Source organism: Hyphomicrobium sp. CS1BSMeth3, from assembly GCF_900117415.1.
GTDB lineage: Bacteria > Pseudomonadota > Alphaproteobacteria > Rhizobiales > Hyphomicrobiaceae.
In genome coordinates this window covers 732952-754593 of the sequence record NZ_FPEI01000006.1, presented here as the reverse complement: position 1 = coordinate 754593, position 21642 = coordinate 732952, and the positions used below count along the sequence as shown (strand labels likewise).

The window sequence follows — 21642 nt, the reverse complement described above, 5'->3', positions numbered from 1 at the left end:
GAGGCAACGGACCCATAGCGGCTTCGCCGTACACAAGACCATGAAGCATTTCCTCTCTGCTCAAGAACTCAGGGCTGTCGTGAGAAGCCTGTCCGAACCGGTCCGAGCACCGAAGCGGCAAGCGGGGATCCAACTCGTGGGCACCATTGCGCGCAATGGCTGGGCCTCGCTGGAGGACATTAGAGACATCCTCTATTTAACGGATGCACGGCTTGACGCTATAGCGCGTGACGTTCCCATTCGACGCTGGTGTGAGTGTTTCGATCTTCGGGCAAGGACAATTTTTCCGCGGCCGAAAAAGAGCCAGGCGGGCGTCGTCGGGTACGACGGCGTCGCCGCCGCCGACGTTGCCGCGCTGCTGATCTATCTTGAAAGGCTCGGATACGAGCTCGAGCCGCTGCCGCTTGTCGAGCGACTGATGGATGTCATCCGTAGCAACCCGTATCTGACAAACGCTCAGCTCTCGGTGCTCTGGTACGAGCGCTGCCGGCACAAGTGTGAGCCCTTGGTGCTTTACTTGGCTGATGCCGCCCGGCCAAAGCTTGCCGAAACGCGCAGGCTGCGCACCACAACAGGATACACTATTGAAGTTGCCACCTCAGCCGATGGAACCCCCATCTGGCTCTCGGCGAGTGCACCGAAATACCGGAAGCGACGAGTGTCAACGCCTGAAACGTGTCTTCAGTGTGGGTACGTATGGACCCGAGGCGATCCGGACTCAAGCGCCGCACATCGGCGGGAGCACAAGAAGCGGCTTTCCTATCTCGATCCCCAGCCGGTAGTGGAACTGGTGGCTGCGGTTGCCGCTGGCGAGAATACCATTTCCGTTGACCGCACGTCACCAAGGTGGAAGCACAGGGAAATTTATCGTCGCGCCTTAGCGTTCAAAAGGGAGTTCGGCTACGATTTTGTGCAATGGCAGAGTGACAAGGGAGATGACGATCCGGGCGCTGCAGGGGTTCTCTTCTGCAATGCGCAAAATGTCATCGTAGGCGCATGTGCATTTCGGTTGCGCGAATATCAAGGCCGAAGCTGGCGGGCATTGCAGTGGATCTGGCTGGCGCCGAAGTACAGGCGAAGCGGGATCCTGACAACCCGATGGTTCGATCTGCGTCGTCAGTTTGGTGATTTTCGGGTGGAGCCTCCGGTATCCGAGGCAATGCAGGCATTCCTGAAAAAGATGGGCGACGAGTCGCTGATGGGTGCGCCGTTGTCGTCGACTTTACCGGAGAGGTGAGAATGGGCGACATGGATCCCGCTCCGGTGGATGTTCTGAATGATGAGCCGCATTTTTTGAGCGAACCGGAGGTCGCGCAGGCGCTCGAGCGCATGCTCAATGAGTTTCAGCGTGAGACTGATCGTGGTGCCGTTCTGATCGCTGGCGAGATGGTTTCCGCCCAGTTGGCGGCAGAAATCAGGGCTCTCGCACCGCCGGAGCTTCGCGGCAAACGCATCAACGAACTCTTGAAGTACCCTGGGTTTCTCAGCAGCTTTTCTGCGCGTTGCGATGTTGCATTGCTGGCGGGTTTTATCGACGCCAGCGCGCACAGGTCTACCGTGGTGCTACGCAGGCTCCGCAATGACGCTGCGCACTCTACAGACGCCTTCAGTTTAGCGGTGCATCGAGAGCGATTGATGCAGATGTGCTCTTTGGGATCGGGTGTCGCTGCGAGCGTTAGCGAGTTCGCTGCGAAGTCAGTTCTCGATGACGTTGTCTATCGATTGAAGCAGCGCGGCATGACACTCGAAAATGAGATCGGTCGCAATCCATTCTCATCGGCTGCCGAAATATTCGAGCATTTGTCCGTGCGCCCCGATTTGATGGCGGTTCTCGACGAGCGCATGCCAAAGATGGAGCTGGCGATCGGTGTCTGGCTGCTTCTTGGATTGATTGTTCATCAAGGTAAAAGGCGCCGCGCCGAGCGTACAACAGGCGATATTGATGATGCCAATTGACCGGGGGCATGGCGGTTCGTAGTCGCTATAACATTCGTACCCGTATTCCTCGTCTTCCCCCGGCAGCGACCAACGAAATCTATTGCCTCCCATCGACGTCCGCGGACGGCCCGACTGGCTCGCGAGGCTGTCGCCGCAGTTTAGATCGCAGTTGATCCAATTCTTCTGGAGGACCCTTGTCGGTCCAGATCAGCTCCTGATGCATTCCTGTCGGGCGACATCAGCGCGGGATCATCGGACGATCAAAGGACATTGTCGCCGATCGAAACCGCGCCGCTTACGACGCAAAGTTCTGATCGGCGCGCTGATAAACACTTGTCTGGTTGCCCCCGTCGATTCGCGCTCGAAATCGGGCTTCTTGGCCACTTCTGGCCCGCCCGCCTCTGAGGAAGGGGGAGGCCCGTCTACATGAAGGCCGGTTCATTCCGCCGGACCGCAGACGGCGCACATCACAACCGGCCGGGCGGCCCTGCGCGAAGGAAGCGTCCAATATCCTGCGGTGTGACTTGCACACACACACGTGCGCGCAGATCGTCCAGTCCGAACGCGACGAGATCCTCGTTGAAGTCGCCGAGGCGTGGCGACAGAGGGATCGTCTCGATCCCGACTGCCGTAGCGCGTGCGGTCAGGGTCGCCATGGCACCATTGCCGGCAAGGTCGATGTCGCGGGCGATGTAGAGCCGGCGTAGCGGGTCCGGAAACAGAATGGCGGACAGATGCCCGGCAGAAAGGGCCGCCATCATCGGCATGCCGGTCAACGCCATGCGCAAGGACAGCATGGTCTCGATTCCTTCCCCGGCGACCATCACCTCGGCCGAAGGACCGAACCGCACGGCGTGGCCAAGGAGAGAGCCCATGGCTTTGCGCTGCGTTTCGACCGGTGCCTTACCGACGCCATTCCGATCGAGCCACGTGCGGTGCGCGCCGGTGATTTGACCGCGCAGGTCCGTGACCCTGGCGATCATGGCGGGCCAGATCTGCGTCGGCCCGTCGTCCTCCGGGCGATAGTAGCAGCAGGGATGAAAGCACAGTGCTCTGACATCGTGCAAATCGTCAATGCAGCGATGACGCAGATAGGTTTCCACCAATGTGCCACGGATTGGTTGTGATGCGGCGATGAGACGGCGGGCCGCCTCGGGCGAGCCGGTCGGGGCAGGTGTCGTGTAGAACGTAAACTGCAGATCGGGCTCCGAACGCGGCAGACTTAGGAAGCGGCGCGCTTCGTCCGTCACATCGCGGAAGTCGATGAGCCCCAAGCTCTCGCGGATGACGTCGAGCAGGTCGCCATGCTCGCCGGTGGCACCATCGGTCCACTTTCCGGCGGCACGCTGGCCGCCTTCCGGGCCGAACAGGCGGACGTACATGGAGCGCCCGGGCGCATTGCGCACGTCACCGACGATCCAATAGCGGCCGACACGTCGGCCATTGGATAGATACTTGCGGCACACCGCCTCGGCTTCGCGCGCGAGATGGTGTGCAAGCTCGGTGGCGGATGAGCGCATGACCACCCCGATATAGGTGTCACAATCGCCAATACGAGACGATCGCCTGCGCATCACGATGGTACTCGAGCATCCGCCGATAGGAGCTGTGCCGGATCTTGCGCTTGGCCAGATCGTACCATGCTTCCGGTGGCAGCTTCTTGGCGGGCGCGCGGACGACGGCACGCCAACCGTCGTGAACAGTAATGTCGAGGCGCAGATAGGTGCCGTAGGACATGGTCAAGCGCCCCCCTGGCGTCACGCGCGGCAAGGAATTCTATATCGTGGGGCGACATGCTGCGGATGGCAGCGGCGGTGATCAGGATGGCCATGCCGCCGAAGCCGTCGACGCGTGTTTTCGAGCAGGTGAAAGCTGTGACCACTGTGATGTAGGCGAGCGTCGAAGACCGCCGCACGATGTCCTGCAGCAGGATGACCCGCGACACGCCCGAAAGATCGGGCTCGATTTCCGTGTCGTCGGCGGGCGCGGCGGCAAGGCACTCGGTGAGGTGGACCGCGATGGCGCTGTAAATCCTCAGCGAGGCCAGACAAGTAGCCCGCAGTTGTTCGATCGGCATCGCGATCATGTCGCTTGGGCCGGTATCGGAATGAAGCCAGGCGACATCGTTGTCGGGCTCGGCGTCAAACACCAGGCTCAATACGAGTCGCTTGAGCGGCGTGATGTCGGTGAGCGGGATCGGCAGTTGCACGGCTGTGGGTGAGAAATAGTCGACCATGGTGGTCTCCCAAAACAGAAGCGCCCGGCACGAAGGCCGGGCGCATGAGGAACGGACTGTGAGCGGGCGGCAGAAAACAGCCGCCCAGGCGTGGGGCCTATTCAGCCGCCATCACATGCGGCGTGTGATCGACATCGTCGGGCTTGGTGCTGCTTATGCCTGCGGTGCGCAGCGGCTCGGGCAGCCAGCCGGTGCCATCGAGGAGACGCTCGGCCTCCTTGGCCATGTCATCTTTCTTGAGATGTGCGATACGATCGGCGGCCTTCTCGCCCTTGGCCTCGCGCACGGCTTCAAGAATGCGGGCCTTGGTGACGCGGCCAAGAAAGGCATCGACGGTCGGCTTCCAGCCGGCAGCAGCCATGTCGAGCGTAACCGCGGAGGCGAGGCGGCCGGCGTGGCGCAGGGCTTTCGGCCGGCGATCATAGGGCTGATACACGGCGTTGATGGAAAGACCGACGCAATGAGCGAACAGCGCCTGACGGCTGTCGCTGTCGAGTTCTGCCAGCGTGTTCCACAGATCACCGGTGTCCTCCGGCATCTGCTCGTCCCAGGCCCTGTGCCGCGCGTCAATTGCCTTGGCTGCTGGCGTGTCGGCGAGGCCGGACGTGTGACCGAACAGGACGCTCTTGGCCTCAATCTCCAGACAGGACTCGAAGCCGTAGTGATAGAACAGCTTCAGGCATAGCACGTGCAACGCCGCGCGAAGTGCAACGTCAGGATCATTCGCAACGGCCTCACGCAACGCTAGTGTGCGATGTGCCGTCAGCTCAGTCATGAGGCGATCCGACAGCGGACGGATCCCATCCTCCTCCTCAGGCTCGTCGACGGCAGCATTATCCTCCTCGTTGGCATCTTGTCCGGATGACGACAACCGCTGACGACCTGCTTCATCGTCTTCCGCGCCGTCCTTATCCTTGATCCGTGGTTCGTCCTCGGGCCGGACGTAGCCGCGATCGACACGCAGAACACCAGCACTGTCGATGCTGACGAAGGCGCCGGCACGGGCGACGTCGTCCGGCTCGTAGACGACAGGACGATCGTCCAAGGTCTCCATTGCCGTCTCGATCTCGCCGAGACGCCGATCCACCTCCTCGGGAATCTCACGAGCTTCCGCATACTCGGCTTCGAGCTTGTCGAACTCGGCCTGGAGTGTGTCGCGGGTTGCCGCTTCCTCATCGGTCATCGGGACCTCGCGGCCGCTGAGCTGACGCAGGCCATGGCCGTGGCCATAGGGGAGCTCGGTTACGACCTCGATCCACTTCCAGCCCTCGGCGCGGACGCTGTCGCCGCCTCGTTCCAACTTTTCGGCGACGAGTTTCTCGAGCAGGGCCGGCTCCTGCAGCCAGCCACCGTCATCGGGCTCGAAGAGATCACGCAGGATGGTCCCGCCGGCCTTCTCGTAGGTTTCGCTACCGACGAACTGGGCGCGCTTATCGGAGGCCCGAACGGCGCTCTCGGTTAGCAGACGGCGGATGTGGAAGGGCTCCTTGTTATGGGAATGCTGCAGAGACTGCCACGCCTGCTCCTGCCGCTCGTGGTCGGGATTGACAGTGAAGGCCATCAACTGATCGAGCGTCATGCCGTCGTCGGCATAGACGTCGAGCAGACTCGGCGAGACGGCGGCGAGCCGCAACCGCTGGCGGACGACATTGACCGAGACGAAGAAGGCGGCGGCGATCTCTTCTTCGGGTTGTCCCTTGTCGCGCAGGGTCATGAACGCGCGGAACTGATCGAGCGGGTGCAGTGGCGCCCGCTGCACGTTCTCGGCCAGACTGTCCTCTTCGGCGATGCCGTCCGTGCGCACGATACATGGGATGGGCGCGTTGCGGGAAAGCCGCTTCTTCTTCACCAGCAGCTCGAGCGCGCGGTAGCGGCGACCGCCGGCCGGTATCTCGTAGATGCCGGTCTCGTTGTCGTCGCCGTCGAGCACGGGCCGGACGGTCAGGCTTTGCAGAAGCGTGCGCCGGGCGATGTCCTCGGCGAGTTCCTCGATGGCAATGCCGGCTTTCACACGCCGGACGTTGCACTGGCTCAATACGAGCTTGTCGAAGGGAATGTCGCGCGAGGTGCTGAGCGCGATCTTGGGATTGGCCCTTGCCATGGTCATTTCTCCACGGCGGGCGGCCGAGAGCCTCTCTCTCGACCCCGAACCCGCCGCGCAGCTTCCGACTGCTCTCTCCCTTTGGCCGCGGCCACCGAAGCGGCAGCCGGCGGCCGCCACCGCGTCGCCAAGAGGGCTCTCGCGGAAAGATCGCATTGCCGGTACGCTCGCTGGTATGTCGCGAACCCTAATCATCATCGGCTTCGCCATCCTTGCGGTCGGCCTTCTCTGGCCATGGCTCTCGCGTTTTGGCCTTGGCCGGTTGCCTGGTGACATCGTAATCGAGCGCGAGAATTTCACGTTCTACGCGCCGATCACGACGGGGGTCCTGGTGAGCCTGGTGCTGTCGCTCATCCTATGGCTGATCAACCGCTAGTCACGGACGGCGCCGATTGTCACCGGCATCCCCGCAGTGCCGTATCGGCCTCCTGCAGGCGGAGCGTGTCGAGAACGATGCGCCCGGTGATGTGTGCGGCCTCGGCGTAGACCGAGAGCGGGTACGTACCCTCAAAATAGGGATCACGCTCGATCCCCAGTCCGAATGGCAGACGAACGGACGCCATCTCGAGGAGGCTGAACGCGCCTAGTTCCGGACTGCCGAAGCCGAGGTCGGCTAACCCGAACAGAGTGTCGCCATCCTCATCGAGCTCTGTTGCGAGCCATGTGGCGGCACCGACTGGATTGAAGAATTTGACGACGGGTACATGATCGACATTGCGCAGATGCCCGTTGGCCAACAGGCGAACACGCAACTCCGGTGTGAGGAGGATCATGCCGCGGTCCTCCCAGCACCCGAAGTCACGACATCGGATTCGGGCAAGAAGCCGAGCAGATAGTCAGCCGCCTTGCTGGCGAGCGATGCGGCACGGACAATCGCGCGACTGTCCTCGCGCAGTATCTCGAGCCAGGATGCGAGGTAGTCCGCATGACGCACCGTCGGTGTGATGCCGAGTGACGCGCAACAGAAGGCAGCATTCATCTCCGCGACCAGCTCCTCGAAGGCGTACTTGCGCGAGCCGAAGGAACCGGAGAGGTCGCGGTTGAGCCTCGAGCTATGACCCGAAGCATGACCGAGCTCATGCAGGGCGGTGCGATGCCAGTTGATAGGCTCGAAGAACGCTAGCGGCGGTGGCACCTGTACGTAGTCTTGCGACGGCATATAGAAGGCCCGACTGCCGCAGATACGGAAGTCGATGCGAGTGGCTTTGATGAGCGTCTCCACGCGCGGCTCGATGGTGCTTGACGGCGGCGGCGGTCCGACCGTCGCGATCTCACGCGCCAGGCCATCGACCTGATCGGTATTGAAGACGGTGAAGCGCTTCAGAAATGGAACCGCCCGCGCTTCGCTGCCGCTCTGCACGGCGCGCCGCTTCGCATCATCTGGGATGAAGCGGTTGGCATAGACGACGGTGGTGCCGCGTTCGCCTTCACGCACGTGCCCACCAAGCGCTAACGCCTGGCGGTATGTGAGCCAGCTCTGGCCGGTATATCCTTTCTCGATCACCTCGCCCCAGAGGATTAGGACGTTGATGCCGAAGTAGGTTCGGCTCGTGGAGGCATTTTTCGGCATGGCGAGCTGTGCCTTGGCCGACGGTGTGCCCCAGGGCTGCACCCAGGGGAAGCGGCCCTTCTCGAGCTCGGCTATCATCTTGTTGGTGATGTCGTCGTAGAAGTTGGTCCGGTTGCCGCCGCAACGGTTGCGCGTGGTCGATCTGGACATCGCGGGTCTCCGCGACAGGCCGGCGAGAGCCTCTCTCTCACCTCTTCAGCCCGCCGCGACGACCACCGCCTTCCCCTGACTCTTTCCACGGCAGCCGGCCGCCGACGGGTGCGTTGCGTTCCCGCTCGATACGAAGGATTGCAAGCGTAACATTGCCGTGATGACCACCGAGTTTCTGCGTATGTACGACCACTACAAGAGCCGGCATTTCATCCACAGCAGGCAGCGCAATACCGCGCCGCCGAACGACAAGTATCTGGTGATAGATGAGAGAGACGTCGTTTGATCCGCAGAGCCGCAGCCACGAGTTTCGCGATCGCGAGGTGTTCGCGGGCAAACCATAGCCGCCTATGCCACGACATAGCCGTCAGGCGACGTGCCTGCGGCTGCGTTGCCGTGTGGGAGGGGAAGTGGACGTCTGAGCACGATCGACAGACTGGGCGAAGCTGACGCCGTCCAGGACGAGGGCGCGATACAGGATTTCGAGAACGCCATCGGCGAACGCCCATTCATTGTTGCGCGGCCGTCGGGTTTTGGGCTCAAGGAGGCGCGCACTGACCAGTCTTGTCAAATGCGCACTGACGGCTGCTGACGGCAGTGCCGTCGCGGCCGTGATGGAGGAAGAGGTGATGGGCCCTTCGAGACTGGCGCAGGCGGCAAGGACCTGGCGGGTTTGTGGTGCCAGGGCGCTTATTGCGATGTGGAGCTGCGCAGGCTGGGCGGCTGCGACCCTGCGTAAGATGTCGGCGAGAGAGGCATCTGGAGCACGTGCCAGGGCCAGGGCGCCGATCTCCATGAGGGCCGGTCTCCCCCCGAGCCGTGCGGCCAGTCGATCGAGTGTTGACTGCGCCTGGCTGGACAGGTGCAGCGTAGACGCGAGGCTGGCGCGGTGCTCCGCCGTTGGTGATTTGGGTTGGGTCCAACGGAAGAACTCGTAGAACGCTTCTTCATGGCCGGGGCGCCAGTGTGGGCTGGCTGAACCGATCAGCGAGAGCCCGGTGTTTTGCAGCACGTTGCGGAAGGCCCACCGGTCGCTGACAGGGAGGCCGTCTATGACGAGGTCGATGTTGGGGATAATCAGGGCCAGCGGGCCGTGTTGCTTGATGGCGTCGGTGAGGCGCGTATCGATTTCGACGCGTAAGGCGTCCTCGCCATAGGAGCGGCGCATGGCCTCGAGCACGTCGGCGGCAATGCCGTGGGGAAGTCCCGCGCGATGCGCGTGCACGAGGATTGTCCCCGCCAAGGCGGACCAGCTTGCGATACCGTCCAGCCGCCCCGGCATGAGCACCGTCGCGCGGGATGGTGTTTCCCAACGCAACAAGGCCGGGAGTGCGTCCAGAACGGCATCGACGGCATAGCCGGGCGGATCCTCGATGACAAAGGATTGCCGCGGCGTGTCCGGCGGCAGGTCGGGCGCGGCCCGTGAGACCTTGGCAAGCCGCACGGCCTCCTGTTGCCAAGGATCAGCGGCTGTCGCGAGAGCTGTCGTGGCGGGCCTGCTCACGCGGTCTTGTCCTGAAGGCCGAGGCCGCGGCGCAGGCTGTGCCATGCCAAGGCCGTTGGCGCGCGCATGCGATGCGATTTGGCGTCGAGACTGATCAGGTCGAGGTTGGCTAGCCAGCGGGCCAGGCGGAGAATATCGGACGGCTGTGCCTTCTGCTCGACGGCGGACTGAGCGACGGCCTCGGGTGTTGCGCCATCTTTCCTGTCAGCGAGTGCCGACAAGATGAGCCGGATGAGGTGTTCGTCGCGTTTGCGTAGCGTTGTGGTGGCGAGGCGCTGAACAGCCTCCTCGTAGGAGATGTCGCGGGCCTGGCGGTCGATAAGCGCATCGAGCGCGCGCTCGGTCGGCGGCCCGTTGCGCGGGATCTCGAGGAGCAGGCGCATGAGCTCCATCGGCCAGGCGGGGGAAAGGCGCTCGACGATGGCATCGACGAGCTCCGACGGCATGCGCTCGGCCCGGGCCCAGGCGGTGGCGGCGCGGCGGACGACGTCAGCGTCCCAAGGTTTGATACGGATGATGTCGAACCCTTTCGGTGCGCCCAGAGCATCGAACACGCGCGTATCGAGGGAGGCGATGACGGTCAGCCCGGCGATATCGGCAAGAGCTGCAATCAGATTGCGCCAGAGCTGTCTCTCGGCATCGTCCGGTGCCAGAGGTGCGCCGATCTCGTCGATGAAGAGGACAAGGCGACCGGGGCCCTCGGCGACGCGATGGCGCAGGGCGGCCTGCAGCGCGGCGAGCAGCTCTGCCTCAGGAGTGGCGGCGGCGACTTCTCGCGCGTGCGGGGCCTGCTGGGCGGCGAGGGCAAGGATGCGGACTGCGCTCGCCCGGGCGCTGGCGCCGGACAGGTCGAGATGGAGCGGGTTGCGCGTCGCCCCGGCCTCGCCGAGGCGCCTGCGCGCCTGATGCAGCAGGCTCGTCTTGCCGGAGCGGCGTGGGCCGACCAGGAGAACCTTGCCGCCGGTGGTGATGGCGCGATCGAGCGCGGCGAGTTCGGTCTCTCGGTCGAAGAAGGCGGGGCCGCTCACGGGGGGCCCGGCCAGGGCGCCAAATGGAGTGGGTTTCTTTGCCATGGCGCGTGCAGGAGCTCCTCCGGCTAAACTAACAGGATCTCTAGTATCAGAAATGTAATTAACATATTCGCTACTATCAAGCTCGTGGCTATCAATTGTGATACTATCAAATTTGTAGCTAACGGCTCCTCCGCGCCAGAAAGCTAGAACTCCTTCCAGAACTTGGCCAGCATCGGATTTGCAAAGGTGACGATGCGGGATTGACCTTGGCGTGTTTCAACCAGATAGCCGTCGCTGATCAGGATGCGCAGCACTACCTTGCAGCGGGCTTCGTTGCCCAGGGCCGCGACCAAGTCCTGGCGGTTCACTGGCCCGTCCGTCGTGATTTTATCGAGAAGATTGAGTGCAAGTGCCGCTTCCTCATCGGGAAAGATGGAACCGATGCGCTCGCGGTAGTGGTCGAGGTCGAGGTGCTCGAGGATTTCCATCCACACATCGTCCACGTCCTCCTCGGCGATCTTATCGGCGGCGATCCCGAGGTCCTTGAGAGCTGCTAGCATCTTCTGGAGGTGGAACGGGATAGGGTTGCGGCCGGTCCGATCCAACACGAAACCGCGTGTTGTGGCCGGCAGATCGAACCGCTCGCTTTTGGCAACACCGTCCATGAACGCGTTGGCCGTCGCTTCACTCCAGGGTCCGATCCGGAAAGGGTGCAGGTCGTTGGCATCGGCTGAGATCTTGTGTTTGCGCAGGAGCGGCATGAGGCCGATGGAGCCGCCGATCACCATGGCGAAGCGGCCCCGGTTGTCCTTGTCGAGACGCATCTTGCGGAAGAAGCGCAACAGCCTGCGGGCCTCCTGCTCCGTTGCCGGATCCTTGAACAGCTCGCCGAGGGCCACTGGAAACTCGTCGAGCATCAACAGCAGCCGCTCGCTCTCGCTGAGCTGACCGAGAAGACTTGCCTCGAGGCGCGCTGCCAGACCATCCCAATCTTCCTTCGCCTGCTTGCCGAGCTCGATGCTCATGCCAGCAGCCGACACCCTAACCCCTTGCGAAACAGCGCCGCAGAACGCATCGAACATGCGTTTGCCAAGGCCTGGTGCCTGTCCCACCTTGGTCAGGATCTCCTGGAGCACACCGACGGCGGTCGTCTTGCCTTGCAGATCGACATAGACAGCTGTCCAGGGCGCACGCTTCTTTGAGGCGATTGCCTGCATTAGGCTGGTCTTGCCGACGCGACGCGGCGAGACGAACAGCAGATGACGTTCCTTGTCGATCTCCTCCCAGAAATGCTTCACCTCCTCGTCCCTGCCGAAGAAGTTCGTGCCGGAGACGACGCCGCCGGGATTGATGGTCGGAGGCTTGCGCGACGTCGACATGATCTGCGTTCGCTCCGTGTCAACTGGTAGATGGGGGCTCAATGGGCATTGGTGACATTGTCCCAGATTGGCTGGTATCCGTCCACGGAAGGGGTGGCCAGCAGGCATCTCACTGCGCTGACCCGACGTCGACAGAGACGGGAAGGTACGCAATGTGGGCCGGCACGCGCGACGCCGCTGCGCAGCGGCTGATCCCTCCGCCTGTGCTGGAGATCAAAGCCTGGATCAGGGCCGAAGGCACGATCGCGTGGCTGTCGCTTCTACCGTTCATGGACAATAGGGCGACGGACACCTCAAGGAGGCTGCGATGTCGGCGAACGTCCGTCGCCGGACATGCTGCAGCCCCGTGGACCAGCGTTTGCCATCAGCGCGCTCAAAAAGAGCGACGTCACGCCAGCTGTTACCCGCACGCGTAGAGATGCGACCCGCATGGCGCCAAACTCTTTGTTGACAGTTGCCGCTCTCAGTTTACTGACGACGTGAGTCGACCGATACTTCGCGGGCGCAATATTTTGTGCGCCAACGAGGGACAGGAAGGAGATGTTAGAGACAATACTGATTGCAGGTCGGGCGACGTACTCAGCCGACGGACAGAGCCTTGGACCCTGCAGAGAAATCAATTTTATCTTCGGCTCGAACGGCTCCGGAAAGACCACCATTTCACGGGTAATCGCCGATCCGGCATCGTGTCCGGCCTCCGCGCTGACATGGGTCAACGGGCAGGAGATGGAACGGCTCGTCTACAATTCCGACTTCGTGGAGCGCAATTTCACATCGACTCTGAAGGGCATCTTCACGCTCGGCGCGGAGTCCGCAGAGACCCTTGCGAAGATTGATGCTGCCAAGGCAAAACAGCAGGAGGAAGAGGCCGAGGTTCGTAGGCTCGAAGGCACCCTGAAAGGTCCCGACGGCAGCACCGGCAAGGAGGGCGATCTCCGGGCGCTACGAGGCCGCTTCGAGGACGCTTGCTGGGAGATCAAGAACCGGCACGACGCGCATTTCCGGGAGGCGTTCGAAGGCTTCAGAAACGCGAAAGCTCGGTTTTGCGACAAGATACTTGCAGAGCATTCTTCCAACCAGGCCGCATTGTGCGACCTGGATGATCTCAAAGCCCGCGCAGGGGCGGTGTTTCAGAAAGGCTTGGCGCGACAGGCTCGTGTGGTCATCCCTGACTTCGGCGACCTTCTCGGTCTTGAGCAGACGGCTGTGCTTTCCAAAACTGTGATCGGCAAATCGGATGTGAACGTCTCGGCGCTGATTGCGCGCCTTGGCAACAGCGATTGGGTCAAGCAGGGGCGTGCCTTTCTGGATCGGAGTGGCGACGTCTGCCCCTTCTGCCAACAGAAGCTGCTGACGGATCTGACCCGCGATCTCAACGACTACTTCGATGAGACATACGCTGCCGATATGGCGGCCATCGATCGTCTGCAATCCGCCTATGAAAGCTATTCCTCCACCTTGCTCCGCCGGCTCAAGGATATTGCGGCTGCGGGCAACGCGTTCATAGACAGCGAGGCTTTGCACGCTGATATCGACCGGTTGGAACAGCGCATTGAGCTGAACAAGCGGCAGATCGATAGGAAGAAGAAGGAGCCGAGCGCGACCATCGCCCTTGAGGGCCTTGCCGAGATTGCCGACAGCATTGTTGCGCGGATGAAGGAGACCAACGCCCGGATCGACCAGCACAACAGCCTCGTCGACAACATTGCGGCCGAACGCGCCAGGCTTGTTGCGGAGGCGTGGTACTATGTGGTCGATGAGTCCAATGCAGTGATTGCCGCTTACCTCGAGGGCAAGACCAACCTCGACAAAGCGATCACGGGCATCAGCAAGGCCATCGAGACACGAAGGGCAAAGCTCGCGGGTATCAAGAGCGATATCGCCGAGCTCGAACGAGCAATTACAAGCGTCGAGCCGACCGTCAAGGAAATCAACGGGATACTTAGCTCATTTGGTTTCACGAGCTTCAAGCTGGCGACAGCGGGCGAGCAGCGCAATCTCTACAAGTTGGTTCGGCAGGACGGAAGCGATGCGCTGAAGACGCTGAGCGAGGGCGAGAAGAGCTTCATTGCCTTTCTCTACTTCTACCATTTGATCCGCGGCAGCGTGTCGGCAAGCGGAACGACGGGTGACAGGATCGTCGTATTCGACGATCCCGTGTCCAGCCTCGACAGCGACGTGCTGTTCATTGTCAGCGCGCTTATCAAGCGGGTCCTGGAGGATACGTGCGCGGGGCGAGGACAAGTGAAGCAGGTGTTTGTGCTGACGCACAACATCTACTTTCACAAGGAGGTATCCTTCGACCCGAAGCGCGGCCAGGCGTGCCGCACACACGAGACATTCTGGATCGTTCGCAAGCAGAATGATGCCTCGATCCTTACGACCTACAATTACAACCCGATCAAGACGTCATACGAGCTGTTGTGGTCGGAGGTTCGCAATGCTAATCGCTCGACCCTGACCATCCAGAACACCCTTCGTCGCATCCTTGAAAGCTACTTCAAGCTCCTGGGCAACATGGATCGGGACGAGATCGTGGCGAAGTTCGGAGGTCAGGAGAAGCAGATATGCGGCTCCCTGTTCTCGTGGGTGAACGACGGCTCTCACGCTACTCACGACGACCTCTACGTCTCGGCCGACGCCTCCATTGTCGATCGCTATCTCGATGTGTTTCAGAAGATCTTCGAGAAGACCGGCCACATCGGTCACTATGAGATGATGATCGGCTCGGTTCCTGGACAGGCAGTTGCACTAGCTCCAACAGCCGAGCCACCAGTGGATCCGTAAGAATCCACTCTCGCTTTCGCAATCCCCCGGATAACTGCATGGCAAAGATGCCTGAACCACCGAAGAGACTCTACAAATACCGTGCTTTCAGCAATCGCGTCCTCGACATGCTTGTGGCCGACGAGCTGTACTATGCCAATCCGAGCGATTTCAACGATCCGCTCGACAGCAGGCCGTCTCTCGAGGCCGATCTCGATGTCGATGCGCTGGAAAGTCTCTTGAAGCGTCTTGTTGAGGCCCGCACACAGGCGCAGATGAACGCGGCGGCCAAGGTCATCAAGTATCGCGGCCCGAGAACCATCGAACAGATCACCCGCCTGAGCCGAAGCCGGGCCATCCAGCTCCTTCGCGAGGTTCGCTACGATGCCGGCAATCCAATGTACGAGGCCGAGGACCCATATCGATTCCTTCTCACGCAATACCTCGAGGAAGAGCTTCTGCGCCGCTATGATCGGGGTATCGTTTCCTTCGGCACGCGAGCGACGTGTCCTCTGATGTGGAGCCACTATGGCGATCAGCACAGAGGCCTCTGTGCCGGCTATTCCGTTCCACTGGAAGCCGCTGGCTATCTCCACAAGATGAGTTACGGGGGAAGCCGTGCTGTAAGGGCGAGCGACATTGCGGCAATGGATGTTGACGAAGCCGCCCGGTGCCGGGTCGATGAGGCGGTGCTATTGCGGAAGGCGAAGAGCTGGCGATACGAACTGGAGTGGCGCCTGCTCGGAACGCGTGGCGCGAACCAATCCCCTCTCGAGCTCGAGGAGGTCGTGTTCGGGATTCGCTGCCAACTCACGGTCAAGTACACGATCGTGAAGGCGCTGGAAAAACGGGACAGGCAGGTTCGCTTCTACGAAATGCGCGAAGTGCCGGGCACCTTCGGCCTCAGGAAGTGCGCGCTCGACACAGCCGAGCTCGAGGTAACGTTCCCCCGACGGGCACGCTCGGCGCTGGAAGTGTTCGAGGCCTTGGACGGGTGACGGCCGCCTCTGTCGAAGGCAACTCGTCTGGTTCAATCTCCGATGCTGTGCCGGGGGGCCGCGCAGGTCACACTGGGGCGATAATTCCCATCCATCCTGCTTGCCGACACCCGCTTGCGTCACAGGGAATACACATGCACGCTTCCATCGACGACGGGCGCTTCTGGGACCGGGCCGCACGGAAGTACGCGCGCAGCCCGATCAAGGATATGGCTGGTTACGAGCGCACGCTCGACCGCACGGCGCAGCTGCTGCGCGGCTCCGACACCGTGCTCGAACTCGGCTGTGGGACCGGCACGACGGCGCTGAGGCTTGCGCCGCACGTCGCCCGCATTGTCGCGATCGACGCTTCACAAGAGATGATCGCGATCGCGCGCGAGAAAGCTGTCGCCGACGGGTGCCACAATGTCGAGTTTACTGCTGCCTCGGCCGATCGTCTGTCTGCGGCAGAAGGCACCTTCGATGCCGTCCTGGCCTTCAACCTTCTGCACCTGCTGGCTGATAGACCCTCAGTCCTTGCCCAAGTGCGTCGGCTGCTGAAGCCCGGTGGTCACTTCGTTTCGAAGACACCCTGCCTGTCCGAGATGAACTTGCTTATTCGTTGGGCCGTACCCGCGATGAGGTTGGTGGGCAAGGCGCCCTACGTCTCGTTTTTCACGGCGGCCGAGCTCGAGGCGGATATCGCGCAGGCGGGCTTCACCGTGGTCGAGCGTGTGCGACACGGATCACAACGCAAAGACCCCCGCATTTTCATCATGGCGCGGAAGCCGGTGCCCGTCTGAAGCAGCGCCGTCGCCCAACGGGATAACACGGAGCGGAGCCTCATGCATCGCGGGGCTTCAGGCCGTCGCGCAGAACATCGACGAGGCGCTTGGCAATCGAGCCATCCTTATCAAGCTTTGGGTTGAAGATCGTGACGTTCAGCCCAATCGGCTTCCCGCAACCGATAGTGGTGCGCAGGATGGTCACGAGTTCGTCCCATGCGAGGCCGCCGGGCATTCTGTAGTCGACCGCCGGCATGATGGTGTCATCGAGAGCATCGGCATCGAGGTGTATCCAGAAGCCCTTCAGTGATGGTGCGTTCAGCCGCTCCATAGTCTCTTTCAGCGTCGCCGCCAGGCCAACCTCGCGGATCTTGCTGAGGCTGAACGCGGCGATCGCGGTGTCCTCGATCCGCTGGCTTCCATACTTCTCGGTATCCTCTTCATCCCGCCGCGCCAGCGCGACGACATCCTCGTCGCGCACGAAAGGTCGCCGGCCTTCGATGTCGGTGACGATCGCGGGGCCGCGTCCAGTGACGAGCGCCAGATCCATCGACGCCGCCTCGCCGGCTGGCTCCGCTTCGGGCTGGTAGAAGTCCGCATGCCCGTCGATGAACAGCAGCCCTGAGCGCCCGCGGCGTCTCGTTGCAAGCGTGCAGCCCAAAAGGATCGAGCAATCGCCGCCGAGCACCAGCGGGAACTCACCTGCCTCCAGCACCGCTTCGACCGCATCCGCCAGTTTGACAGAATAGCTTGCAAGTCCGTCGGGATTGAGCAGCCCCGTCTCGGGATCGCGCTTATCGTCATAGGCTGGAGGCTCGACCCGCCCGGCATGCCGCGCCTCGAGCCGCTCGGAGAGACCGGCGCCGAGCAAAGCGCGAGGCAGAGTTTCGACGCCTTTGGGAAAGAGGCCGAGAATGGAAGGCGCCTCGATGATGGCGATCATCATGTCTGCTTTCCTTGCCCGTGCCTCAGGCACGACCTCCGCGGCCTGTTGCATTCGACCGGAACAGGTGCGGAGGTCGACCACCGCGATGTGGAACGGCACGCTTCCTCCGGGTCGGAGGAGGAAAGTGAACATTGTCAAACAGAACACGATGTCCCGAACGATGGTTTCAAACCGTCGGCGCGTTAGCCCTCGGACCGCCATAGCCCGGATCAAGACTGATCGCCAAACCGGTGCTGCCTATGGCCAGAAACGCTTTGTATCCACCAGCGCGTCATGCGCTTCGGCAGCGTCTTCAAGCAGATCTGCTTTCTTGGTACCGCCCAGAAGGTCGTTGACACTGGGATCTTCTGCAAGCCCTAGCCTGCGCAGCACTTCAGGTGCGGTGGCTAGGTCGTTCAAGGCGCCGAGCTGATCCTGCAGTGTCTCCAGCGCCAAGACGAAGCGCTTGTGCCGGCGCCGCTCGCGCTTGCGATCATAGAGCGCTGTGAAGAACTCAGACGCATAGCGCAGTTTCTTGGCGGCCTTGCGAACCTCGTGGCGGGCCGCGTCGTCCAGTTCGTCAAGATCACGACCGCCCTTCTTGACCTTGCGGCGAAACCTGTCGAGCGCTTTGGCCGCGAACTCGCGGGCGGGAAGCTCGCGCAGCTCCCGGCCATCCGGATGCGAAAGCCAGGCGCCGGTAGCGGCCCATTCGGCAATGTCGATCATGAGTGCACGCGTGCGGTCCGATCCTAGCACCTCAATCACGTCCACATAGACAGCCGCCCGCGCCGCCTGCAGGCGGCAAGCAAGCGGGCCGTCGGCGGTGCGTTCAATCAGCACGTCGAGGTCGCGCGCCTTGCCCAGCTCGGCGGCGAGCCAGCGCAGCTCGGCATTCAGCGTCCCGGCACGGTTATCGCCGAGCATCGGCTTGTGGATCGACAGGGCCGAGCGAAGCCGCCGCAGCGCGACGCGCGCCTGGTGAAGCGCAGTCGCATCCTGCTGATTGAGGATCAGAGGCACATTCAGCCGGAAGTGGCGCAGGCAGGCGCGGACAATCTCCTGAAAGGCTCGAACCGCGCTGATACCCGCCGTCAGGTTGATGGGGCCGGCTTTCGACGCGCCCGGCGCTGCGTCAAGCAGCCGATAGCCGCGCTCGGCCTTGCTGAGAATGCCCAGCTGAACCGGAGCTATCGCATCGATGCGCCTCGCCAGGACGAAGAGCGCGGCGGGATCACCGCCTTTCTGCTCAAGCTCGATCTCGCATAGCGGGGTCTCGCGCTCGCCGGCCAGTATACGCCCGCGATCGAGGGCGATTTCGACGCCGTCGGCATTCCATAGCCGACGCTCGTTCTCCACGGTGAACAGCGGCGCGATCTCGGTGATCTTGTCGGCAAGCAGCGCCGAAATCGGCGTGGTGGCGTCGAAGATAGGATTGTTGTCTTCGACCTCGCGCTCCCATTCAGAGCGAACAAAAATACCCGCTGCGGCTGCGCCGTACGCTTTGATCGTTTGCACGCGTTTGTCGCCGTTGCGACGAACGCGCAACGACAGACCGACATTGGCGAGCGCGTGGTCGGGCGTATCGAAATAGATCGCGTGCTGCCGGATGATATCCGGCTTGCCGGCGAACGGAGCGGCAGCCTCCAGCCTGTCGGCTGCTTCAGGCTGCAGCTCCAGCTTCAACTCCACTTCGTCTCCTGGAGGTTTCGTCATTCCTCAGTCCGTCGAAAGTCAGCTGCCACCTGTCGCAGAAGCTTTGGAATTTAAGAGACGAGTTCGCCTTCTGAACTGCGCGATGACGATTGCGGGATCATACGCTGCTGCGCCTCGTCGTTTCGGCGCCTACCAGCTTTTGAGCGGACGCAGTTGCGGGGTCTTCTTGTGGACGTGCTCTTCCATGCGTCCAAGCAGACGGTCGAGTTCGGTGATTGCCTCGAACAGGTAGGGTCCTTTGTTGAGCATCACGCATTCGGCCCTCACCGCCATCGCCGCGTCGGTCATCTCGCCGCGCGAGGGAACCCCCTTCTTGAGATAGCTTTCGAGCACCTGCGTCGCCCAGATGACTGGCACCTGCGCCGCCTCGCAGAGCCAGAGAATTTCCTCCTGCATCTCGGCCAGCCGTGCGAAGCCGATCTCCACCGCGAGATCTCCACGCGCGATCATGATTGCGGTTGGCTGCCGGCCGGCCGCGCGCACGAGCATGTCGGGCAGATTCCGGACAGCCTTCGACGTCTCGATCTTCAGGACCAAGCCGAGGTTCCGCCAGTCTTCCGGCCGCTCTCGGGCAAGCACTTCCTGCAGCTGCGCAACCTCGTCTGCTTCCTGAACGAAGGAGAACTCGACGCCGTCTGCATGCCGCACGATAAAGCCGAGCGCCTTTAGATCATCGTCGGTCAGGGCTGGCACGCTGAACTCGGTATCGGGGAAATTGATCCCCTTTTCGGGCTTGAGCTTGTAGCCCTTGTCGACGGGACCAGCGATGATGTCCACCACGACGCCCCACGGTTCGCGCCGCACGACATGCGTGTCCAGCTTGCCATCGTCGATGAAGATGCGGTGTCCGACATCGGTAGCCGTCAGCGCTTCGGAGAGCGTGCACTCCACCGCCAGCAATGCATCGTCCGGCTCGTCGAGACGGCCGGGCAACGTGATCGCGAGTTTGTCGCCGATCTGCGCGCGCTTGAGCCCTTTCGTCTTGCGCGCCTCGCCGGTGCGGATCTTGGGGCCGGCAAGGTCCATAAGAACCTTCATGCGCCATCCTGTTTTCTCGGCCGCACGCTCGACATTGGCGATCATGCGCGCCCACACGCCGTCATCATCATGAGCGCAGTTGATCCTTACGGCCTCGACGCCCAGCTCGGCCAGACGACGAGCAAAGTCACCATCGTCCGCGGCTTCGGTGGGAAGTGTCACCAGGAGGTGGACCGGACCATGTTGCGAGCGTTGCCCAAGTAACTCCGTGGTGCGCACCGCAAGACGCTCCTCGCCGGCGAAGAAGTCAGGATCGGGCCGCGGAGTTGCCTTGCTCTTGCCTGTCAGCCGGCGCAGAACGAGCAGTACTGCGTCGAGCGTGGGTAGGACACGCGCCTCCGCACGGCCGAGCGAGGAAAGGCCGAGCGCCGTAAGCCGGCGCTGCAGAGGCCTGATGTCGTGGCGCCGAAAGGCAAGATACTGCGCGAAGTTCTCCGCACTGGGCGCGAAATCGCCGCGTTCGATCCAGCCCGTCCAGCGTGCCGCGATCTCCTGCCCCTGCGTGACGACCGCTTCGCGCAGGCTCTGGACCTCATCCAGCAGGTCCGAAAGATCCAATTTGTCCATGGCAACCTCATTTTTCGTATCCGCTAGAAGAGCCAGATGACAGCGAGATGAAGGTTTCTGATGCTGGCGACCGGCGTCAGCCTTCATGCTGATGGCGGCGGCAAGCGTTCGGCAGCCACGCAGCCGATTGTCGGGCTCGATGCCGTCATGAAGCTGCAGGAGGCGCTGGCGGGCCCACTTCCGTACGCAGACCTCGAAGCTGGTCCGTTATCAACGCCCGCTTCACTACGCTCTCGTCCGATCGCGAGCTTCAGACGACCGCGCTTGAAATCGAGAATGGGAAAGTCGCGGCCATCTATGTGGTGCGCAACCCCGACAAGCTGAAACATCTGCACTAGGTGCCCGGGCGACCAGCCATGCGTGTAGTGCTTCGCTCGTGCCTGGGTTTTGTCACCTTGCGCATCTCAGCGAAAAGCGGTCCATGTTGCGTTCAGGCTCGTCCTTGCAGCATACTCTCCCCCCGTGAGTTCTAGAGCTTCGGACCAATTCTGCGCATCTGCTCAACATAGCGGAGTGCCTCCAGGAGGGCATGGCGCAGCTCCGTGTCCAGCGTGCGGGTGCTGATACCGAAACGCCGGGCAATGACGTGGCGTGGCGTGTCTTCCAGCAACACCGCGATCAGGATGGCGCGGCGGCGCTCGGGCAATCCGGCAAGCGCCTCTGCCAGCAGATCGGATGATGGGATTGGGCGCGGGTCGTCGCCGACATCGAGGAGCGCCTCGATTTCGCCGGACGTTAGCTTGCGCGCGGGTGCGCGCTGCCGATCGGCCGCGAGCTCGAGGGCCATGCGGGCGAGGCGGTGCGTGAGGCCGCGGACGCCGGTCTGCTGGGGCGCATCGGGTTTGGCTTGGCGTTCACGCCGGCGCGGTGGCTTCCTTGGTGTTTTGGATGGCGATCGTGATCGGCGGGCCATAGGCGGCCTCTTTGGCTTAAGACGCGCACGCTCCTTGCCGCATATCAAGCCGAGGCCTGCGCGG

The 21642-nt window shown here is 62.3% G+C and carries 18 protein-coding genes and 1 pseudogene; 7 read left to right on the top strand and 12 right to left on the bottom strand.

Annotation, left to right across the window (positions count from 1 at the left end):
- The first annotated feature begins 136 nt into the window (after window positions 1-136).
- Both CS1BSM3_RS18585 and CS1BSM3_RS18580 read left to right on the top strand, forming a co-directional pair.
- Window positions 137-1237, top strand: a complete 1101-nt coding sequence (locus CS1BSM3_RS18585) for a hypothetical protein (RefSeq protein WP_143149271.1) — start codon at window positions 137-139, stop codon at window positions 1235-1237.
- Window positions 1238-1239: 2 nt separating this feature from the next.
- The gene (locus tag CS1BSM3_RS18580; protein WP_072389405.1) at window positions 1240-1956 is read left to right on the top strand and encodes a hypothetical protein; all 717 of its coding nucleotides are present in this window, start codon (window positions 1240-1242) and stop codon (window positions 1954-1956) included.
- Window positions 1957-2405: 449 nt separating this feature from the next.
- Here the strand turns inward: CS1BSM3_RS18580 and CS1BSM3_RS18575 are convergent, their stop codons facing one another.
- The 3 genes from CS1BSM3_RS18575 to CS1BSM3_RS18560 all read right to left on the bottom strand — a co-directional run bounded on the left by CS1BSM3_RS18575 (window position 2406) and on the right by CS1BSM3_RS18560 (window position 6275).
- Window positions 2406-3458 (bottom strand): DUF7146 domain-containing protein, encoded by a 1053-nt coding sequence (locus CS1BSM3_RS18575; RefSeq protein WP_072389403.1) that lies wholly within the window; start codon window positions 3456-3458, stop codon window positions 2406-2408.
- A gap of 53 nt (window positions 3459-3511) precedes the next feature.
- Window positions 3512-4174 (bottom strand): hypothetical protein, encoded by a 663-nt coding sequence (locus tag CS1BSM3_RS28085; protein ID WP_210188810.1) that lies wholly within the window; start codon window positions 4172-4174, stop codon window positions 3512-3514.
- A gap of 97 nt (window positions 4175-4271) precedes the next feature.
- Window positions 4272-6275 (bottom strand): ParB/RepB/Spo0J family partition protein, encoded by a 2004-nt coding sequence (locus CS1BSM3_RS18560; protein ID WP_072389397.1) that lies wholly within the window; start codon window positions 6273-6275, stop codon window positions 4272-4274.
- A gap of 175 nt (window positions 6276-6450) precedes the next feature.
- Between CS1BSM3_RS18560 and CS1BSM3_RS18555 the strand changes: the two genes are divergently transcribed.
- Entirely contained in the window at window positions 6451-6651 is a 201-nt protein-coding gene (locus CS1BSM3_RS18555) for a DUF2905 domain-containing protein (RefSeq protein WP_072394039.1), read from the top strand.
- A gap of 19 nt (window positions 6652-6670) precedes the next feature.
- On the opposite strand, the gene CS1BSM3_RS18550 is transcribed toward CS1BSM3_RS18555, so the two are convergent.
- The 5 genes from CS1BSM3_RS18550 to CS1BSM3_RS18530 form a co-directional block, all read right to left on the bottom strand.
- Window positions 6671-7048: a DUF2958 domain-containing protein gene (locus CS1BSM3_RS18550; protein ID WP_072389395.1), complete on the bottom strand. Its 378-nt coding sequence runs from the start codon at window positions 7046-7048 to the stop codon at window positions 6671-6673.
- The gene (locus CS1BSM3_RS18545; protein ID WP_072389393.1) at window positions 7045-7995 is read right to left on the bottom strand and encodes an ArdC family protein; all 951 of its coding nucleotides are present in this window, start codon (window positions 7993-7995) and stop codon (window positions 7045-7047) included. The genes CS1BSM3_RS18550 and CS1BSM3_RS18545 overlap by 4 nt, the downstream gene beginning before the upstream one ends.
- A 367-nt stretch (window positions 7996-8362) precedes the next feature.
- Complete coding sequence (locus CS1BSM3_RS18540; protein WP_174263726.1) at window positions 8363-9499, bottom strand: hypothetical protein; 1137 nt, start codon at window positions 9497-9499, stop codon at window positions 8363-8365.
- Window positions 9496-10572, bottom strand: coding sequence for an ATP-binding protein (locus CS1BSM3_RS18535; protein ID WP_072389389.1), 1077 nt, complete (start codon window positions 10570-10572; stop codon window positions 9496-9498). Before CS1BSM3_RS18535 ends, CS1BSM3_RS18540 begins: the two co-directional genes overlap by 4 nt.
- 143 nt (window positions 10573-10715) lie before the next feature.
- Window positions 10716-11891 (bottom strand): ATP-binding protein, encoded by a 1176-nt coding sequence (locus CS1BSM3_RS18530; RefSeq protein ID WP_072389387.1) that lies wholly within the window; start codon window positions 11889-11891, stop codon window positions 10716-10718.
- Between the two features lie 540 nt (window positions 11892-12431).
- Here CS1BSM3_RS18530 and CS1BSM3_RS18525 point away from each other — a divergent pair.
- The 3 genes from CS1BSM3_RS18525 to CS1BSM3_RS18515 all read left to right on the top strand — a co-directional run bounded on the left by CS1BSM3_RS18525 (window position 12432) and on the right by CS1BSM3_RS18515 (window position 16437).
- On the top strand, window positions 12432-14678 hold the full coding sequence (locus CS1BSM3_RS18525) for an AAA family ATPase (protein ID WP_072389385.1): 2247 nt from the start codon (window positions 12432-12434) through the stop codon (window positions 14676-14678).
- 38 nt (window positions 14679-14716) lie between these two features.
- Window positions 14717-15655: a DUF2971 domain-containing protein gene (locus CS1BSM3_RS18520; protein ID WP_072389383.1), complete on the top strand. Its 939-nt coding sequence runs from the start codon at window positions 14717-14719 to the stop codon at window positions 15653-15655.
- Window positions 15656-15789: 134 nt separating this feature from the next.
- Entirely contained in the window at window positions 15790-16437 is a 648-nt protein-coding gene (locus CS1BSM3_RS18515) for a class I SAM-dependent methyltransferase (RefSeq protein ID WP_072389381.1), read from the top strand.
- Window positions 16438-16477: 40 nt separating this feature from the next.
- On the opposite strand, the gene CS1BSM3_RS18510 is transcribed toward CS1BSM3_RS18515, so the two are convergent.
- The 3 genes from CS1BSM3_RS18510 to CS1BSM3_RS18500 all read right to left on the bottom strand — a co-directional run bounded on the left by CS1BSM3_RS18510 (window position 16478) and on the right by CS1BSM3_RS18500 (window position 20752).
- Window positions 16478-17365, bottom strand: a complete 888-nt coding sequence (locus CS1BSM3_RS18510) for an arginase family protein (RefSeq protein WP_072389379.1) — start codon at window positions 17363-17365, stop codon at window positions 16478-16480.
- 237 nt (window positions 17366-17602) lie between these two features.
- The gene (locus tag CS1BSM3_RS18505; protein ID WP_244540560.1) at window positions 17603-19036 is read right to left on the bottom strand and encodes a CYTH and CHAD domain-containing protein; all 1434 of its coding nucleotides are present in this window, start codon (window positions 19034-19036) and stop codon (window positions 17603-17605) included.
- 153 nt (window positions 19037-19189) lie between these two features.
- Window positions 19190-20752, bottom strand: a complete 1563-nt coding sequence (locus CS1BSM3_RS18500; RefSeq protein WP_244540559.1) for a pyruvate kinase — start codon at window positions 20750-20752, stop codon at window positions 19190-19192.
- Here CS1BSM3_RS18500 and CS1BSM3_RS28675 point away from each other — a divergent pair.
- Window positions 20726-21003 (top strand): annotated as a pseudogene (locus CS1BSM3_RS28675) (RNA polymerase sigma factor SigJ); the annotation flags it as partial. The gene CS1BSM3_RS18500 and the pseudogene CS1BSM3_RS28675 sit on opposite strands and share 27 nt — an antisense overlap.
- Window positions 21004-21134: 131 nt before the next feature.
- On the opposite strand, the gene CS1BSM3_RS18495 reads toward CS1BSM3_RS28675, so the two are convergent.
- Window positions 21135-21578 (bottom strand): sigma factor-like helix-turn-helix DNA-binding protein, encoded by a 444-nt coding sequence (locus CS1BSM3_RS18495; RefSeq protein ID WP_072389373.1) that lies wholly within the window; start codon window positions 21576-21578, stop codon window positions 21135-21137.
- Window positions 21579-21642: the final 64 nt, after the last annotated feature.

What these genes read in the sequence shown, in the direction of transcription:
- CS1BSM3_RS18580 (WP_072389405.1), top strand. Translation starts at nt 1,240, where the DNA reads ATGGGCGACATGGATCCCGCTCCGGTGGATGTTCTGAATGATGAGCCG.
- CS1BSM3_RS18575 (WP_072389403.1), bottom strand. Translation starts at nt 3,458, where the DNA reads ATGCGCTCATCCGCCACCGAGCTTGCACACCATCTCGCGCGCGAAGCC.
- CS1BSM3_RS28085 (WP_210188810.1), bottom strand. Translation starts at nt 4,174, where the DNA reads ATGGTCGACTATTTCTCACCCACAGCCGTGCAACTGCCGATCCCGCTC.
- CS1BSM3_RS18560 (WP_072389397.1), bottom strand. Translation starts at nt 6,275, where the DNA reads ATGGCAAGGGCCAATCCCAAGATCGCGCTCAGCACCTCGCGCGACATT.
- CS1BSM3_RS18555 (WP_072394039.1), top strand. Translation starts at nt 6,451, where the DNA reads ATGTCGCGAACCCTAATCATCATCGGCTTCGCCATCCTTGCGGTCGGC.
- CS1BSM3_RS18550 (WP_072389395.1), bottom strand. Translation starts at nt 7,048, where the DNA reads ATGATCCTCCTCACACCGGAGTTGCGTGTTCGCCTGTTGGCCAACGGG.
- CS1BSM3_RS18545 (WP_072389393.1), bottom strand. Translation starts at nt 7,995, where the DNA reads ATGTCCAGATCGACCACGCGCAACCGTTGCGGCGGCAACCGGACCAAC.
- CS1BSM3_RS18535 (WP_072389389.1), bottom strand. Translation starts at nt 10,572, where the DNA reads ATGGCAAAGAAACCCACTCCATTTGGCGCCCTGGCCGGGCCCCCCGTG.
- CS1BSM3_RS18530 (WP_072389387.1), bottom strand. Translation starts at nt 11,891, where the DNA reads ATGTCGACGTCGCGCAAGCCTCCGACCATCAATCCCGGCGGCGTCGTC.
- CS1BSM3_RS18525 (WP_072389385.1), top strand. Translation starts at nt 12,432, where the DNA reads ATGTTAGAGACAATACTGATTGCAGGTCGGGCGACGTACTCAGCCGAC.
- CS1BSM3_RS18520 (WP_072389383.1), top strand. Translation starts at nt 14,717, where the DNA reads ATGGCAAAGATGCCTGAACCACCGAAGAGACTCTACAAATACCGTGCT.
- CS1BSM3_RS18515 (WP_072389381.1), top strand. Translation starts at nt 15,790, where the DNA reads ATGCACGCTTCCATCGACGACGGGCGCTTCTGGGACCGGGCCGCACGG.
- CS1BSM3_RS18510 (WP_072389379.1), bottom strand. Translation starts at nt 17,365, where the DNA reads ATGATGATCGCCATCATCGAGGCGCCTTCCATTCTCGGCCTCTTTCCC.
- CS1BSM3_RS18500 (WP_244540559.1), bottom strand. Translation starts at nt 20,752, where the DNA reads ATGAAGGCTGACGCCGGTCGCCAGCATCAGAAACCTTCATCTCGCTGT.
- CS1BSM3_RS18495 (WP_072389373.1), bottom strand. Translation starts at nt 21,578, where the DNA reads ATGGCCCGCCGATCACGATCGCCATCCAAAACACCAAGGAAGCCACCG.